The organism is Celeribacter baekdonensis, from assembly GCF_003047105.1.
Classification (GTDB): Bacteria; Pseudomonadota; Alphaproteobacteria; order Rhodobacterales; family Rhodobacteraceae; genus Celeribacter; species Celeribacter baekdonensis_B.
Window position 1 is genome coordinate 25,524 of the sequence record NZ_CP028474.1, and the last position, 15,068, is coordinate 40,591.

Genomic DNA, 15,068 nt, shown 5'->3' on the forward strand with positions numbered 1-15,068 from the left:
TCTCCCCGCCTCATCCGTCAAAAACCAAACCGCCGCCCTCTTCCTCGAAGGGGCGGCGGTGATGGGTCCGATGGGCCCTCAGAGTTTGCCGAGGGCCCGCAAGCTCAGCTCCGTCCCGGCGCCGACGATGATGTGGTCGTGCAACGTCAGGCCCAGGTACTTGCAGCCATTCTGGATCTCCTTCGTCATGCTGAGATCGGACTCGGACGGCGTTGGATCGCCCGATGGGTGGTTGTGGATCAGGATCAGGGCGCTGGCGTTCAGCATCAGCGCCCGCTTGATCACCTCGCGCGGATAGACCGGGACGTGATCGACCGTTCCGGTCGACAGGAGCTCATCGGCAAGGATGCGGTTCTTGCGGTCGAGATAGAGCACGTGAAATCGCTCGATCGGGCCGCGGACGGTAAGCGCGCAATAGTCCAAAAGCCCCTGCCAGCTGTCGATGACGGGGTTTTGGCTAAGATAACGGCCGAGGATGTCTCGGGCCTCGAGGATGACGGTTTTTTCCTGGGGGGTCATGGAGGTCTCGCGAGTTGCCCACCTCGAAGCCCCTGCCCTCTCGAGGCGGGGCCAGTGGCGTGCATGTGGAAGAGGAAAACGCGACCGCCGCGGATGCAGGCGGTCGCTGTGCCGGGCTTCGCGTCAGCCGACCCGGTCGAGGAGCTTCTTGGCGCGCCCTTCCATGTCGAGGCGCGCATCCTGCTGGGTCTTGTCGCGCGCAAGCCGCGTGATGCCCTGCACGAAGTCGAAGATGCTCTCGGGCGGGCGGCCTTCCTCCATCAGCACCTTCTCGATGATCTTGCCCGACTCCGCTTTCGAGAAGCCCCGCTTGCGCAGGAAATCCGCGCGGTCTTCGTCGCTGCGCGCCACGACCTGCTGCCGTGCTGCCTTGATGCCATTCACGAAGCCCTGCGGCGAGGAGTTGGCAAACCGCGTCAGCGCCGGGGCCGCCTCATGGGCAAAGCGCGAAGCGGCGTATTTCGAGTGGCGGATCTTGATCTCCTGGAAGTCCTCGACGCCCCAGAGGTTGCGGTTCTGGCACACCGCCCGCAGGTAGAAGCTCGCCATGCCGAGGGTCTTCGCGCCCACCTCGGAATTCCAGCAATAGAAGCCCCGGAAATAGAGATCGGGGGAGCCGTCGGGCAACTTGCCCGCCTCGATCGGATTGCGGTCGTCGACCAGAAACAGGAAGACATCGCGGTCCGAAGCGTAGAGCGTGGTCGTATCGCGGCTGATTTCGACATCGGGGTTGTAGACCCCGGTCGACCAGTCGAGCACACCCGGCACCTTCCAGCGCGTATCGCCCGTGCCATTGCCCGCGATGCGCTGCACCGCCTCGACAAGCTCGAAGTCATGGATGCGGCCGTAGTCGGGACCGGTCACGGCGCGCAGTTCGGTCTGGCCGTCTTCCGTCTCGAGAGTCTTCACCTGCTCGGCGCGGTGGTTGGTCAGGCCGTATTGCAGGTTGATCCCCGCCAGCGGCGCGGGCAACTGCCGCAGGTAGGAGGCCGGAGCGCCGACAATGCTGGCAAGCTGGCCAAACGCCCAATGGGTAGGCACGACCGGCTCATGCGCCTTCGGCAGGACCAGGTGCAATCGCTCGGCGCTGTCGCGCGCGGCCTCGACGCGGATGTCCGCTGTCTGCACCACGCGGCTGCGGCTGCGCTCGGAGCGACCCTTCACGCTCGCCCAGAGATCGTCGAGCGACAGATACCGCTCGTCATCGGGCCGGTTGAACCATTCGGACGACACCCGCCCGTTCCGCTCACCCCGGCTCACATCCACCTTCCAGCCACCAGCCCGCGTCGGCTGTACCGGATCCAGAACTTCAACAACGCCCATCGGCATTCCTCCGCGACAGGCGCCGGGAGCCACTCTCCCAGCCTTTAACCTGTCGCGAAAGCAACCAGCCTTTCTCTCACTCTTCAAAAGAGGCACGAGCGGCGGCAATGCGGGACGAAGCGGGCGCTCGCTGCGATTGCGCAATCGCCGAATTTCCTACCCAGATTCGGTTGTACCAGCGCAGTATGTGTCCATCTCTAGATGTGCGTGGGAATCTCAGACTTAGGGGGTGAAAGGTGAGCAAGTTGCAGGATGAAGAGGGCAAGACCGCCGAACTGCCACAAGGCACTACGATTCCGAGCGATCTTCAGTTTTCCGCCAGAATGTTTCCAGACGAGGACTACGCCAAGGAGGCGATGTACAAGTTGCATTCCGTTCTCAGCGTCATCAGCCAATCCATCGACCTAACCAACCTGGATGGCGTGACGGTCGCCTTCGACTACGACGAAGCACTGGCTGATCTTGATCGTGGATATGAGACAACCTACACACTCACCGCCACCAAAGGTGTCGCCATCGGTGTTGCAATGGCGCCCACGGTAATTCGCGACGGTGTGATCAAAACGCATCTAGTACTTAACGCGAACTACGCGCTCAGCATCCTAGAAGGACCTGGGGAGGAAACCGAATACTTTTGGCAATCACTTCACCTAATTGCACACGAATGCGCGCATGTGGAGGTGACAGCAGCATTTGACAAGTCGTTCCCCGGGTTTCTTCTTCAGAAAACACACAGCAATATCCTAGATAACATGCGCTGGCAGGTTATTCTGGCAACGTGGGATGAGTATGCTGTATGCCGCATCGCAGGCTCCATTGGAGATGATCCCGTAGAGGGTTACCTCGAAACCTTGGTCAAGGTGTTGGGCGATACCAGGGGCCAATGCTATGAGCTGATTAAGGCATATCGGACCCACGGGGATGTTGGGCAGATTGTAGGGGAAGTATATGGGAAGCTCGGCGATCTGCTGAAGTATTCATCTTACTTTGTGGGTGCTGCAGCGGCGCAGGAAACCCCGGAAACGCATCCGCCTGCTCTCACCGATGAGGCTGAGTTTGGGTGGTTTTCTCCGTTCTACGAACGCTTGATTGAAATGCAGGAGGCGCTTTGGAACGAGTTTGGGAGATGGAAGAATTTGGATGCCTTCGAGGCAATCGGCGATATCTTAGAGGACATGGCTGAGAGCATTGGTGTCGAAGCGTCGCGCGAGTCCGACGACCTGATTAAATTCAATATTCCATACCGATCGGAAAGCATGCCCGACATTGCCATGACGAACCCGTTAATGCGTGCACTGCTCGGCAGATAGCTGCATTGCATCATCGGCCAAAGTGGGCTCGAAGCTACATTGTAGCAGTGCAGCGAACCCGGCGGGTTTCCCCGCCGGGCCTGAGGGGGGGAGACCCCGTTCCTCAGAACGGGATCTCATCGTCGCGGTCGACCAGTTCGGGGTTTTCGTTCTCGGCCGACTTCGGGCGGCTCAGGAAGTCGACCTTCTCGGCAATGATCTCGCAGCCGTAGCGGTCGTTCCCCATGCTGTCGATCCACTTGGTGTAGTGGATGCGGCCGTGGACGAGGACCTTCATGCCCTTTTCGCAATGCTCAGAGACCGTCTTGCCGAGACCGTTGAAGCAGGTGATGCGGTGCCATTCGGTGTCCATGACCCGGTAGCCGTTCTCGTCGCGCATCACACGGCCTTCCGAGAGGCGGGGGCGCGAGGTGGCGAGGCTGAAGTTGGTGATCTTGGTGCCGCTCTGGGTGGTGCGGACTTCGGGGGTCTGACCGATGTTGCCGGCGAGGATGACGATGTTCTGCATGATAAGCTCCTGTGTGTCCTGTCTTCGGGACCGTCCCTTCGACAAGACCCTGAAAAAGCCCGTCGGGTGACGCGTGCACGGTGGACAGCATGGACACCGGAAACCCCCAAAGGACCGGGGTGGAGCGGGCAGGACGCCTAAGGCGGCCAACACGGCCCGGACTGACGCGGGGTTGCGCGCAGGAGACCGAACGGGATTAGGGGATTGTCAGTCGAAGGGATGGCCCAGGAGACAGAGAGATACGGGGAGCCCATGCCAGACCATGTCCCCTTGCCAATCGGACTGTTTGACCCAAAGCCCAGCACCCCACCAGCGGCCAAAGTGGCTATCACCAGCTCTCGCCCCACTGCCCTTCCCTGCAGGGGAATGCAGGGCCTTGCCGAGACAGGCTATCGATACCGGAATATTCAGGACACGAACCGCACCAACGGCTGATTTCGATCTCGGGACATTGTCGCCCAACGCTCTGCAGAAAATGCGGAAGAAAGCCGCCAGGTCAATCCCCACGGTCTCGGATTGGCAGATGGCGAAAGGTTGCACCAAGGCGGAAGTTATCGCCACGGGATGGACCACTTCCTGGCCGAACTGATCGGGGAGAATGGAAACCGCTTGTGCGCCGGTATCGCAGGGTTTCCGGCATTCTGAGCTTTTGGCGCCGACCTGGTCCGGTCACGGCCGAAAACTACGGCTGTTCGTCAATGTGGCGACGATAGATTGACGGCGGACGACATGGCTGCATGGAAAACTCCGGGTTCAGTCTGGGTCGGACGGATCAACTGCGTCCAACTCGAAAATCGTTGCCTCGGGTCTTGGTCCCATCACACGCGTTGGCAGATTAGGCGCAGGCAATTGCCCTCTGTGGTGCCCCTTCACCAACACAACCTTACCGCTGCGATAGCGCCGCTCATGTTCGCTCACCCAATGGCGAACAGGGCCGCTTCGCCCGTCCTGGACCTGACGCTCGAACTCAAGGCGAGCCTGCCGCTCCTCCATGTGAGCCGCGGCCTGCGGACCAATGCGGATTGTAAGATGGGATTTCTGCGCGCCTAGAATCCAGGACTTCCCGAATTTTCGAGCGGTCTTGGCATCCTTGGCTGTGAACGTCTCGTTTTCCGTGGGAATGATGCCACCCAAGTCCGGGGAAGCCAGCATCGCAAAGAGCGCGTAGGGGATGAAAAGATCGTAGCCTGTTTCAACTTGGTGCACCGTGCGCCGACCGTTGATCATTTCCATCGTATCACCGCTCCGCACACGGAATTCGACCATGGAACGGCTCAACTCGATTTCGACGTTGTCGTAGTTCAACTCGCCTGTCGGAGTTCGCTTCACGAGCAAAGCGCAGATTGGATCGACGACCCTCGAATTGTCGCGGCGATGGAACATCGTGATGCGCAAGTGGCCATTGTTTCGATCATCGATGAGATAGCCGCGTAGACCAGTGCCTATGGGTTTGTCGTCATGTCTCGTTACATGTGAAGCCCGTTCAAAGCGCGCGACACCCAGCTCTCGATCGTCAAATTCGACCCAAACAACGTCGGCGGGGAGCTTTACCTCACCCAGAATGGCCATTGCGGGAAGACCGGTTTCCGAAGCCTGCTTGGCGACTGCGTCATGAAGCGTATCGGCATAGGCTGCAGCCATATGGTCGAGCAGGTATACTTTTGCCTGCTGTAGGGCATCGAGCGCATACTCGCGAAAAAGCCTCAGATCCTCGGACGGCGTAAAGTGCCAAACCAGGTCGTCAGCAGGAGCCGATTTACCCGCAAGCGATGAACCGTATAAGGAAATCAATGATTTGTAGAGCATGCGACGTGACCCGAACCAAATACAACGCAGTGTCCGACGAACCCTGACGATGTTCAAGCTGCATTCATTGCACTGCAATTGACCGCTGATGTCTGTGCAAAGCCAGATTGGCTAACGCTCGAGCTTGTTTTCTTAATGCAAAGGCATGCCGACCATCGTCGGCTCATTCTGCCGGTCGGCCGGAACGGTGGACAGGCGAAAGGCCCGGATCGGAGCCTTGCTCCGAACCCGAGCCGTCTTCGATCCCGTGGGCGTTACGCCCAGGGGTCGATCTCACCCACCACCTGTACCTCGTCTCCGTCGATTTCATCGGCGGGGACGGCGCCAAAGGTTCCATCACCTGCCTGGAAGACGACGATCGAAACCATGAGCGTGGCGGCGAGGGAGGCGGCGAAGGCATGTGCATCTTTGCGGGACATCTGTTTGGCTCCTGTCTTGGAGGCGGAGGACCATCCCCCGCGCGACAGGACCCCGCTGGCCCGAAAACTGGCTGACATCACCGGGTGCGTTCGGCTCGTCCGAATCCACCCGGCGGCACGGGCTCGCCCGTAGTCCGACCCCTCGCGGGTTGATCTCGAAGACTGGATTCGGGGCAAGGAAGGGAATGGCGAGCGGGGGATGGTGCGACCGCTGACTGGAGCCGGGTGTCCCGCTGATGCTATCGCTGCCAGCCTCCCGGCAGACATTTGGTAGAAGACCTCCTTCCGTGTTGGATTGGATCCTATGGTGCTCCGCGATTTCGCGGGACAGGGTCGTGATGGGTGAGAGGCCCGCGCTTTGGCGGGCCCCGTGGGTTCTACGTAGGCTCAGGCGGCAAGCTCCGCGCCCCCTGCCCTAGCAGCGCCTTCTTCGCCGACAATCTCCAGCCGCGCATTGCGATAGCCTTCTTTGGCGATCCAGAGCTCGGCAGCCGTGACAGACTCGGCCAGGTGGAGCAGCTCCGTGCAACCGCCGAAATCCAAAAGGACGCGAACCTGCCCGGGCTGTGGTTCCTCAGCGACCTCGAAGGTCAAGGCGCTGTCAGCCGAATGCGTTCGCATGATCGTCACGAGAATGACTCCGTCCGAAGAGAAGTTCCCCTCGTGCAGCGTGAACGACGCCGGCGCCGCCCGGGTCGGATAGGGTCGCGGCGGCTCCTTCTTGACGAGACGGCCAACGCCGTTCGAGCGTTCCCAGGCCGCGAGCTTCTTCGTGAAACGCGCAGGTGGTTTCGGACTGTTGTCGGTGTAGCGAATGAGCGCCCCTAGCGGCGCGGTGTCGAGAATGGTCGATGCAGACATGATTCCTCATCCTGAATGCGTGATTTTGCATTCATCATATTGATATTGTTGTATTTTATGTGATCTAGGACGGGTTTCCCCGCCCTCGGATGGCGCAGATCACTCCGCAGCTATCATCGATGCCTCATTGCTCGGCAGGTCAGCGGTGAGGAAGGCGGGAAGGTCGACATCTTCGGCTTGCTCAGCGTCGGAAACGAGCTCAGGCGCCCCCTGCCCTTCCGCGCCATCGAGTGCTGCCAGATCGTGACGGCGCAGAACCTCCGGCAACCAGCCGCTGCCTTTCAGCAGACGCTCGGCTTCACTCGCCATCTCGCCCTTCTTCAGGTGATCGAGGAGTTGCGCCGTCCCCTCCCCTTTCGCCTCACGCACGGCCTCGAGGATCCGGGCCTTGGGCACGCGGTTCAGGTAGGTATCGGCCGTCGGCTGCCAACCCGCCTCGACCATGTCGAGTTCGACCGCCTGGGCGACCAAGTCAGACTGGGTCATCCGCCTGGTCAACCCGCTGGCGGAGATACCGGCACCATAGGGGTTCACCTTCTCATGGAGCGCGTTGACCCCGAAGCTGAGGCAATGCGCGAGCAACGACAGCCGGCTCCCTTGATCAAGGGAGGTCAGGTAGTCCCAGAGAGCGGCATCGTCGCCGAGCGGCAAGTCGGCCTCCCACTCGGCGTGGCGATCGTCGACCAGCTTGGCCACCACGCTGTCCTTCAGATCGCTCGCCTGCGCCGACATGTAGACGTGACGGACCGAAGCCTCGAGGCAGCTGCCGGCCGAACTGGACGTCTGGAAGGTGTCACCCACGAGCTTCAGGAGCAGCAGCGTCAGCGCGACGTCGGGGGAGCGCCCGACAGCTTCCCGCAGTGCCACTGTCCGGTGCGCCGTCAACTCCATGACCAGCCGCTCAGGCAAGGGCTTCAACGCACCATCGTCCTCGTCGTCGGGCACGTTGACGCCAAGCGCTTGACCAGCAGAGGTGATCACCGTGCTGTGGCCGATACCGTCCACATTGCTCCCCGTTGAAAGCTCCACGCCCGGCCCGTCTGCTGCCTGTTCACCGCTGTGGACGTCGACGTCTGTTTTTGGCTCATCCTCGGGCCGCACAAAGCCCCGATAAACGGCAAGCTCGCCATAACGGTCAAGCGTCACGAACGCCCCTGCCCTCGCGATCTCCCCCGCGTCGAAGATCAGCGGCCGGGTCTCGAGCTTCTCCATCGCGACTTCCAACTCGCCAAGACGCGCGTCGATCTCTTCGGGGAATTCATCCTGGCCCTCGTATTCCTCTTCGAGCGCTCGGTATTCGGCAAGCAGCCTGGCATGGGCCGCGCCTTCGTCATCCGTCATCGGCGCCGGGTCTCCGTTGAGACGCCGCAAGCCGTGGCTGTAGCCATAGGGCAGGTCGAGCGAGACCTCGATCCATTTCCAACCTTCGGTCGCTATGACTTCGGCTTCAGCCTGAAGCTTCTCGCTGACCAGACGATCGAGCAGGGCAGGGTCTTCCAGCCAGCCCCCGTCATCGCCCTGGAAGAGGTCATGCAACATGGTGCCGCCAGCAGCCTCATAGGCATCGACGCCGACAAAGACGGCACGACGATCGGAGGCCCGCACCGAGGTTTCCGTCAGTATGCGCCGGATCTGATAGGGCTCCTTGTTCCAGGACGACTTGATCGCCTCCCAGACCTGAATCTGACGCTCGTGATCCGGATTGACCGTGAAGGCCATCAACTGCTCCAGCGTCATTTCATCCTCGGCATAAAGCTCAAGCAGGGCAGGGGCCACGGCGGCGAGTTTCAGGCGCTGTTTGACCACCTGCGGCGTGACGAAGAAAGCGGCCGCGATCTCTTCATCGCCCTGACCCTTCTCCCGAAGCGCCACGAAGGCGCGGAACTGATCGAGCGGATGCAAGGCAGCGCGCTGCATGTTCTCAGCGAGCGAGTCGTCTTCGGCGAGGATGGTGGAATTGGCATCCCGAACAATGCAGGGAATGGGCGTCGTCTTGGCCAAGCGTTTCTGCTTTACGAGGAGAGACAGGGCCTGAAAGCGGCGACCGCCCGCGGGAATTTCGAACTTACCGGTCTCGGACCCATCATCCGCCAGAACGGGCCGAACGCTCAGGCTCTGCAGCAACCCGCGGCGGGCGATGTCTTCGGCCAGTTCCTCGACCGAGATGCCAGCCTTGATGCGCCGGACGTTGGACTGGCTCAGCACGAGCTTGTCGAAGGGAATGTCCCGGGACGGGGACAGGGTGACTTTCTGGGCAGATTTCGCCATCAAATCTTCTCCACGACGGGCGCCGGAAGCCACTCTTCCGATCTCACTTCCCGTCACCCCTCAAACCAACAAACCTTTCCCTCTCCTGTTCTGGCGCTCCCGAGACCGGACCTTAACAGCTGTTAAGTCGTCAATCCCGAGGTGGCGGAACAGTACGCAGTCTCTCAACCTTAACAGCTGTTAAGCTGCAGATCGTCGCCCAATCAATGCCATGACCATCGGCCCACAGGAAAACTCACCGGCCACAGCTTTGGCAGTCAGAGCTCGCAAGTATCCACCAGGCGATCTGATGTCCTCAAAGCGTTCCAGCATGGCAGAAACGACGATCGACGCTTGCTCCGGACCCATGAACCGCTGCGCTTCTTCCCATGCAGATGCACTGATCCCCATGGCTGGTCGCACATGGCATGCCGCATCGAAAAGCTGGTGCCAATGCCGGATTTCGCCTTGGTAGAAGGTCTTGAGCGAGGGACATGCCGCGATCACCAGGTGCAGCGGGATCTTTGGCAAGTGTCTTGTGTCCTGTTCATCGACGTCAGCCACGGGCTCATTCCTGTCCACATCTGGCACGTCGGCCGCCGCCCCGCTTTTTTCTAAAGCAGGTTCAAGATCTATAGATTCTTTATTTGAATTATGATGGTGACGCTCAGATCGAGCATCATTGGTGTTCATTTCTTCTGTTTCAGAGCCATCAATGATGTTGCGTGCCTGATCGAGGAGAGCTTCAAGATCTGCTCGATAGGCCGCGAGGTCCTCAATTGAAAGCTTGCGGCGAAGCGCGCGCGCTGTGAGGATAGCTTTGTCACGAAGCTGGTCCCAGATGCCTAGGCCTGGCTGCATCTCGTCTCCGAACTCTGCGAGGGCCGCGAGATCACGCCGCATGAGGCTTACAACCTCTCTCAGACGCCTGACGCGCTCCTCAGCCTCACGTACGGCCTCTGCGGCCCGTGCTATCTCCTCGGACTGGCAGTAGAGCGGGGAAAGATCGAAGCCAAAGGCGACGCGCTCTTCGCCGTGCTTGCGGACGTAGCGCTTTCCATTGGGGCTATCACGCCGCTGGAGCAAACCAGCCTCGACAAGACGCGCGAGGTGACGACGCATAGTGGAGCAGGGCATACCATTCAGGCGCTCACAGATCGCCTTGTTCGAGGGGAAGACTACCATCTCGGCGTTCCCGCCAAGTGCATCGTCTGGAAAGAAGCTGAGGAGCCCCTGCAAAACAGTCAAATCACGTTCTGACACGCCAAAGGCCGCTTGCGCCTTGGAGAGCTCGCGCAGGAGTTCCCACTTGTTGACGGGTCTGCCCGGAACAGATGCATCGGGTCGCTCGATCACGCGCAGATGGGCGTGCGAGATCGGCCGCATAAACGGCGAAATCGGTGTGTACTCCATGAAAACGTTCACGAAGGCAAAATTTCTACGGCCCGCGAATCGCTTTGCGCTTGCGGGGTAGGGGCCAGAACGCTACATTCAGAAGTGCGAAAACTGAGATTTTGTAGCGGGCTGGTCCCGGTGCGAAACCTTACAAAGGTCTCGTGAAGCTAGCTTCTCGGGGCCTTTTTCTTTTTGCCTGTATCGTGCCTCCTTCTTGTTGGTTGCTCTTCCTCAGTCTCCTGAACGCTTCCAGCGCTCATGAAGCTCGGTAATCAGCTTTGGGGCATTACCCTCCAACCAGCTGATAAAATCAGGTTCATCCGTAGTCAGATCGAGTTTAAGCTGCTTGCCTTGGCGGCCGGTCTTGACCGTCGCAGCTCCGACACCGGGGATCGCCACAGTAGGCACGCCCTTTCCAGACGGGTTTGCTTTCTTCTCTGGGCTCTTCGCAGCTGCCAGAACTGCGAGAAACGCGCGCTCAGAAACCTCATCGACCGAGCCGGAACTTTCGGACTTGGCTGCATGAGCTACGGCTTGCAGTTGGTCTCGATCACCGTCGTAGGCACCCAAAGCCTTTTTGAGCTCTTCCCATCTCGGGCGACCAATCCCGGGAGCCGCACCAATTGCCTGGATGAGTTCCTCGCCGACCGTCCGAACGACACTCAAGAGCTGTGAAACCCCAGCTTCGTGGAGGTTAAGGACTTCGGCGACACCTCGATTGGTGCGCTCAGCCCCTTCCAAATGGTCACCGTCCAGAAGCGCCGTCGCCACAAGCGCACGTTCAATAAAGCTCAGATCACGACGCTCTTGGTTCTCGAGAAGCTGATCTCGAAGCGCTTGATCACCCTCAACTTCAGTGACGATGGCTCGAACTTTGATACCGAGTTCGCGACATGCTTCTAGGCGCCTGCGGCCATAGATCAGGTTGTAGCGATCGCCTTCAAGTGGGCGGACCAATACAGGCACACGCTGACCGTTCTTGGAGATAGAGTTCTTCAGGCCCTCAACTTCAATCTGAAGCCTGTCATCCAATCGTCCTTCGGTAACAATCTGCGCCGGATCGATCTCAAATACACCGCCACGCAGTCGGCGCCCTTCAAGAGCGTCAGGAGCGTTGCGAAGGGTCTGCAGCGGCAGGCCGAGTTTAGGCTTTCTTGCCATTCCGCCCCCATGTGTTCTGGATGATTTCAGCGATCTCATCGTTGACTGCGTTCATGGATTCGATCGCACGATCAAACGTCTGACGCGTGAAGTCCTTCTTGTCAGCTTCATAGAGCGTTTGCTTGGTCAAGCCGGCATCAGAAATTGCGGTCGATTCAACCATGTGATTGGTCAGGACGGACCTCCCAAACAGCCCGCGAATGAAAGCGATGACTTCGGTTTGTGGCGCGTCGCCGACTTTGTATCGCGTTGGCAAAAAGCGCAGCCAATCGAAGCGCAGATTTGCGCCTGCATCCCTGATCACTCCCAGGAGATCCGCAGTCATTCGCAGGAATTGGGACATCGACATGAGGTCAAGCATCTGCGGGTGAACCGTCACGAGAACACCCGAGGACGCGGAAAGTGCTGACATCGTCAAGAAACCAAGCTGCGGCGGGCAGTCGATCACAACAACGTCGTAGTTCGCTTCAACACTATCGAGTGCGTCATGAACTCTCGCGAAGAACGCTTTCGCTCCGCCTCGCTGGATAGCAGCAGGCGTCTCGTGCTCGAACTCCATGAGTTCAAGGTTGCCCGGGATAAGATCAAGGCCGCGGATGTAGGTCTTGCGGATCACTTCGGCGATCGGAACCGGATCGTCATAGCGAACGGCATCATAGAGGGTTCCGCCCTCCATAAGGTCGAGTTCTGGCTGGATTCCGTGAAGAGCCGAAAGAGATGCTTGGGGGTCGAGATCGATCGCAAGAACCCTGTACCCCTTGAGCGCCAAGCGCTGAGCGAGGTGAGCAGACGTCGTCGTTTTGCCGGACCCGCCCTTGAAGTTCACCACTGAAATAACTTGAAGGTCGTCACCGTCGCGACGCCCAGGCACGTAAGTTCCAGACTTTTTTGCGTTTCCTTCAAGCGTCTGCCGGATTTCCCAGATATCGTCGAGCGTATAGCGACGATGACTTCCAGCCGTCGTCTCAACGTCAACGATCTTTCCTTCTCGATGAAGCTTCCGAAGATAGGTATGGTCGACGCCAAGGAGCTCAGCAGCTTCACCGCTGGTCAAAGTGCGCATCACCTTCTTTGCATCCGGAGGGAAGTGTGCGGCGCGCTGAGCATGCAGGTTCGACGCGAGAAGTTCCGCGTAGTGCCCGATGGCGATGTCTAGATCCTGCTCTACTTCGCTCATGTCTGCCCCGATCCGTGGGCGCGTTTTTTATGTGACCGCGCGTTATTTTTCGAGACTATTGCCCGACCAACCAGATTCGTGCAAGCACTTTCTAGATTTAGTGGCAATCGGTTAGGCCAACACAAGTGTGATCCTCAGAGGAGCCCCAGCTTTTCAGCACGCTCCAGCAGCATTCTGACTGAGGAAGGCTGCCAGCTGGTGCGACCGCGAGGGGTGCGCTCACGCATGGATTCCAGTCGGTCGCAGATTGCCTGCAAGGTGATCTCCGGGTCAGCACCTTTGATTGCGGCGACAATCGCAGGCAGGCGATCGTCGGTTTCGCGACGTCCAGCGCGTCCAAGCACTTCAGCAGGCAGGAATCCGTCCACCACGTATGCCTTCACGGCGCGGAGCAGGCGGCTTTGCGTCCAGCGCCGATCATGGGGCAGGGGGCCATTGATGATCCGCAGGACGTCTTCCCAAGCCATATCGGGGCGCAAACGGCGCACATGGGGCACCCAATCCTGCGCAGTTTCGTTCAAGCGCTCCATGTAGCCGTCCTGTCGCGCCAGCCGCACCTTGCGCAGCGCTTCAGGGTCCTTGGCGCGAAGACCTGGGTTGCCGCCTACGCGGCCCTTTGAGCGTGCCGAGGCAAGTCCGGCTTTGGTACGCTCGCGGATCAGAGCGCGTTCGAACTCAGCCGCAGCGCCCAGAACCTGCAACGTGAACTTGCCCTGGGGCGACGCAGTGTCGATCGGGTCCTGGAGCGAGCGGAAGAACGCCCCCTTGCCTTCCAGTCTTTCGATCACTTCAAGTAGGTGCGACAAAGACCGCGCAAGCCGGTCGATCCGCACGACGACCAGCGTGTCGCCCTTGCCAATCCGCTCCAGCACACGTGCAAGCACGGGCCGCGCGCGGTTGCCGCCCGAGGCGTGCTCTTCAAAAATCTCGGCGCATCCCGCAGACTGCAGTGCCTCAGACTGGGGCAGGGGGGTCTGATCCTCGGTGGAGACGCGCGCATAGCCAATCAGCGGCATGAAACTGGGCCGTTTGCAATTTTATGTACCACCAATAAACGACCGTTTGTAAACGAATGCAATGGCGCTCTCTGTGACCCTGCTCAACGAAAAGCCGTTGGTTTCCATACACTGAGCGCGATCACAGAGCCCTCGCCGACCATCGCCTGCGCGTGCTATATAAGGTGCGTGAGTGCACTCTGACAAAACCCTTGGGTAAGATGCAAAACTTAGATATTTTGCATATATGAAGCCTCAAGCGCCTGTCTTACATGATGAATATGATGCTCTCATCCTCGACGGTGAGGAGGTGGAAGAGGCGTCTGAGGACGATCTGTGGTTTCTGCCCGGTCCGATGGAAGAGGAACCGGATTATTTGCCGCCCGGACCACGGGCCGAACCGTGTGAAACCGAAGTCCTCGACGATTGGCGGAAAGCAGAGGCGGGCCAAGCCGCGCGTCTCGCCCGCGCCGCAGGTCGGCTCGGCGCGCTTGATGATAGGCTGCGGCGCGGGCCAGAGGGTTGGCGCCACAGGCTGGCCCTGATCGAGGCTGCCGATCTGAGTTGGTTCGCGGGCGACCGCATTGGACCGGATAGGCTGGCGCTCTGGATCTCCATGCGCCTGTTAGGGGTACAGGACGACACCGCCGCGCTCGCGCGTGTCGGTTGGGCGGTGCGGCGGCTAACCGGTGGGCCGGGACCGGAGGTAGACCTTTCCGCCTTCCTTGACCGCCGCGACCCCGAGAACCTCGCCGATGCGGCCGAACCGTTTGCGGATCGCGCAGGCGGTTGGCTGGATCTGACGGCGCAAGCCTCCGAGTTGCACCCGATCACCCGTGCTTGCTTGGGCTTTCACCTCTGGAGCCTCGCGGGACTCGGGCAGCAAGGCGATCGAATGGAGGCGGCAGTCACAGCTGCGCGGATCGCGGCCAGCGAGGGCAAGGGAGCAGTCTTTGCGCCTCTGGCAATGGGCGGGGCAGGGGGGCTACGAGCCGGTGGTCTACCGGTCGACCGTCTCGCGCGTTGGCTCGACGGCATCGAGACGGCATGCCTGACAGCGATGCGGCACCTTGACGATATCGAAGCTTGGGCTGCGCGGGCGGAGGCCGAGATGACGCCGCTTTCAGGCAAGACACCCCCTTCCTTGCGCGCTGTGCTGACCGAATGGCCGCTCGTTTCGGCCCCGATGGCCGAGGCCCTGACAGGCGCCAGCCGTGCCGCCGTCCAGCGCAACCTTGCCTGGATGGAAATGCGAGGCCTGATATGCGAGGTGACAGGGCAAGGGCGATTCCGGATGTGGCGGCTTGCAACTTAGGTTTAGCTCGTCGTCCGGAGGACAAAAATTTA

The 15,068-nt window shown here is 60.0% G+C and carries 13 protein-coding genes; 2 read left to right on the plus strand and 11 right to left on the minus strand.

What is annotated here, in order from left to right; all coding sequences use genetic code 11:
- Positions 1-78 precede the first annotated feature (78 nt).
- On the minus strand, positions 79-519 hold the full coding sequence (locus tag DA792_RS02695; protein ID WP_074646416.1) for a JAB domain-containing protein: 441 nt from the start codon (positions 517-519) through the stop codon (positions 79-81).
- A gap of 123 nt (positions 520-642) precedes the next feature.
- Positions 643-1,842 (minus strand): DUF932 domain-containing protein, encoded by a 1,200-nt coding sequence (locus DA792_RS02700; RefSeq protein WP_074646415.1) that lies wholly within the window; start codon positions 1,840-1,842, stop codon positions 643-645.
- Positions 1,843-2,078: 236 nt separating this feature from the next.
- Between DA792_RS02700 and DA792_RS02705 the strand changes: the two genes are divergently transcribed.
- Positions 2,079-3,152 (plus strand): hypothetical protein, encoded by a 1,074-nt coding sequence (locus DA792_RS02705; protein ID WP_107718007.1) that lies wholly within the window; start codon positions 2,079-2,081, stop codon positions 3,150-3,152.
- A gap of 103 nt (positions 3,153-3,255) precedes the next feature.
- Here the strand turns inward: DA792_RS02705 and DA792_RS02710 are convergent, their stop codons facing one another.
- From DA792_RS02710 to DA792_RS02750, 9 genes are all read right to left on the minus strand, one after another.
- Positions 3,256-3,660 (minus strand): single-stranded DNA-binding protein, encoded by a 405-nt coding sequence (locus DA792_RS02710; RefSeq protein WP_074646413.1) that lies wholly within the window; start codon positions 3,658-3,660, stop codon positions 3,256-3,258.
- Positions 3,661-4,413: 753 nt separating this feature from the next.
- Positions 4,414-5,466 carry a hypothetical protein gene (locus DA792_RS02720; protein WP_074646411.1) on the minus strand — a complete coding sequence of 351 codons (1,053 nt, stop codon included), beginning with the start codon at positions 5,464-5,466 and terminating at the stop codon, positions 4,414-4,416.
- A 254-nt stretch (positions 5,467-5,720) separates the two neighbouring features.
- Positions 5,721-5,885: a hypothetical protein gene (locus DA792_RS22390; protein ID WP_008335988.1), complete on the minus strand. Its 165-nt coding sequence runs from the start codon at positions 5,883-5,885 to the stop codon at positions 5,721-5,723.
- A 387-nt stretch (positions 5,886-6,272) separates the two neighbouring features.
- Entirely contained in the window at positions 6,273-6,746 is a 474-nt protein-coding gene (locus tag DA792_RS02725; RefSeq protein ID WP_074646410.1) for a hypothetical protein, read from the minus strand.
- Between the two features lie 99 nt (positions 6,747-6,845).
- A complete protein-coding gene (locus DA792_RS02730) occupies positions 6,846-9,014 on the minus strand; it encodes a ParB/RepB/Spo0J family partition protein (RefSeq protein WP_074646409.1) in 2,169 nt (722 codons plus the stop codon).
- Between the two features lie 180 nt (positions 9,015-9,194).
- The gene (gene repC, locus DA792_RS02735; protein WP_074646408.1) at positions 9,195-10,406 is read right to left on the minus strand and encodes a plasmid replication protein RepC; all 1,212 of its coding nucleotides are present in this window, start codon (positions 10,404-10,406) and stop codon (positions 9,195-9,197) included.
- Between the two features lie 213 nt (positions 10,407-10,619).
- Positions 10,620-11,549, minus strand: a complete 930-nt coding sequence (repB, locus tag DA792_RS02740) for a plasmid partitioning protein RepB (RefSeq protein ID WP_074646407.1) — start codon at positions 11,547-11,549, stop codon at positions 10,620-10,622.
- On the minus strand, positions 11,533-12,726 hold the full coding sequence (gene repA, locus DA792_RS02745) for a plasmid partitioning protein RepA (protein ID WP_074646406.1): 1,194 nt from the start codon (positions 12,724-12,726) through the stop codon (positions 11,533-11,535). Before repA ends, repB begins: the two co-directional genes overlap by 17 nt.
- 134 nt (positions 12,727-12,860) lie before the next feature.
- Positions 12,861-13,742 carry a recombinase family protein gene (locus DA792_RS02750; RefSeq protein ID WP_074646405.1) on the minus strand — a complete coding sequence of 294 codons (882 nt, stop codon included), beginning with the start codon at positions 13,740-13,742 and terminating at the stop codon, positions 12,861-12,863.
- A gap of 226 nt (positions 13,743-13,968) precedes the next feature.
- Here DA792_RS02750 and DA792_RS02755 point away from each other — a divergent pair, with 226 nt between their 5' ends.
- The gene (locus DA792_RS02755; RefSeq protein ID WP_107718009.1) at positions 13,969-15,036 is read left to right on the plus strand and encodes a hypothetical protein; all 1,068 of its coding nucleotides are present in this window, start codon (positions 13,969-13,971) and stop codon (positions 15,034-15,036) included.
- Positions 15,037-15,068: the final 32 nt, after the last annotated feature.

Coding starts and splice junctions, on each gene's coding strand:
- repA (WP_074646406.1), bottom strand. CDS start 12,726: ATGAGCGAAGTAGAGCAGGATCTAGACATCGCCATCGGGCACTACGCG.
- repC (WP_074646408.1), bottom strand. CDS start 10,406: ATGGAGTACACACCGATTTCGCCGTTTATGCGGCCGATCTCGCACGCC.
- DA792_RS22390 (WP_008335988.1), bottom strand. CDS start 5,885: ATGTCCCGCAAAGATGCACATGCCTTCGCCGCCTCCCTCGCCGCCACG.
- DA792_RS02755 (WP_107718009.1), top strand. CDS start 13,969: ATGAAGCCTCAAGCGCCTGTCTTACATGATGAATATGATGCTCTCATC.
- DA792_RS02695 (WP_074646416.1), bottom strand. CDS start 519: ATGACCCCCCAGGAAAAAACCGTCATCCTCGAGGCCCGAGACATCCTC.
- DA792_RS02725 (WP_074646410.1), bottom strand. CDS start 6,746: ATGTCTGCATCGACCATTCTCGACACCGCGCCGCTAGGGGCGCTCATT.
- DA792_RS02710 (WP_074646413.1), bottom strand. CDS start 3,660: ATGCAGAACATCGTCATCCTCGCCGGCAACATCGGTCAGACCCCCGAA.
- DA792_RS02750 (WP_074646405.1), bottom strand. CDS start 13,742: ATGCCGCTGATTGGCTATGCGCGCGTCTCCACCGAGGATCAGACCCCC.
- DA792_RS02720 (WP_074646411.1), bottom strand. CDS start 5,466: ATGCTCTACAAATCATTGATTTCCTTATACGGTTCATCGCTTGCGGGT.
- DA792_RS02700 (WP_074646415.1), bottom strand. CDS start 1,842: ATGGGCGTTGTTGAAGTTCTGGATCCGGTACAGCCGACGCGGGCTGGT.
- repB (WP_074646407.1), bottom strand. CDS start 11,549: ATGGCAAGAAAGCCTAAACTCGGCCTGCCGCTGCAGACCCTTCGCAAC.
- DA792_RS02730 (WP_074646409.1), bottom strand. CDS start 9,014: ATGGCGAAATCTGCCCAGAAAGTCACCCTGTCCCCGTCCCGGGACATT.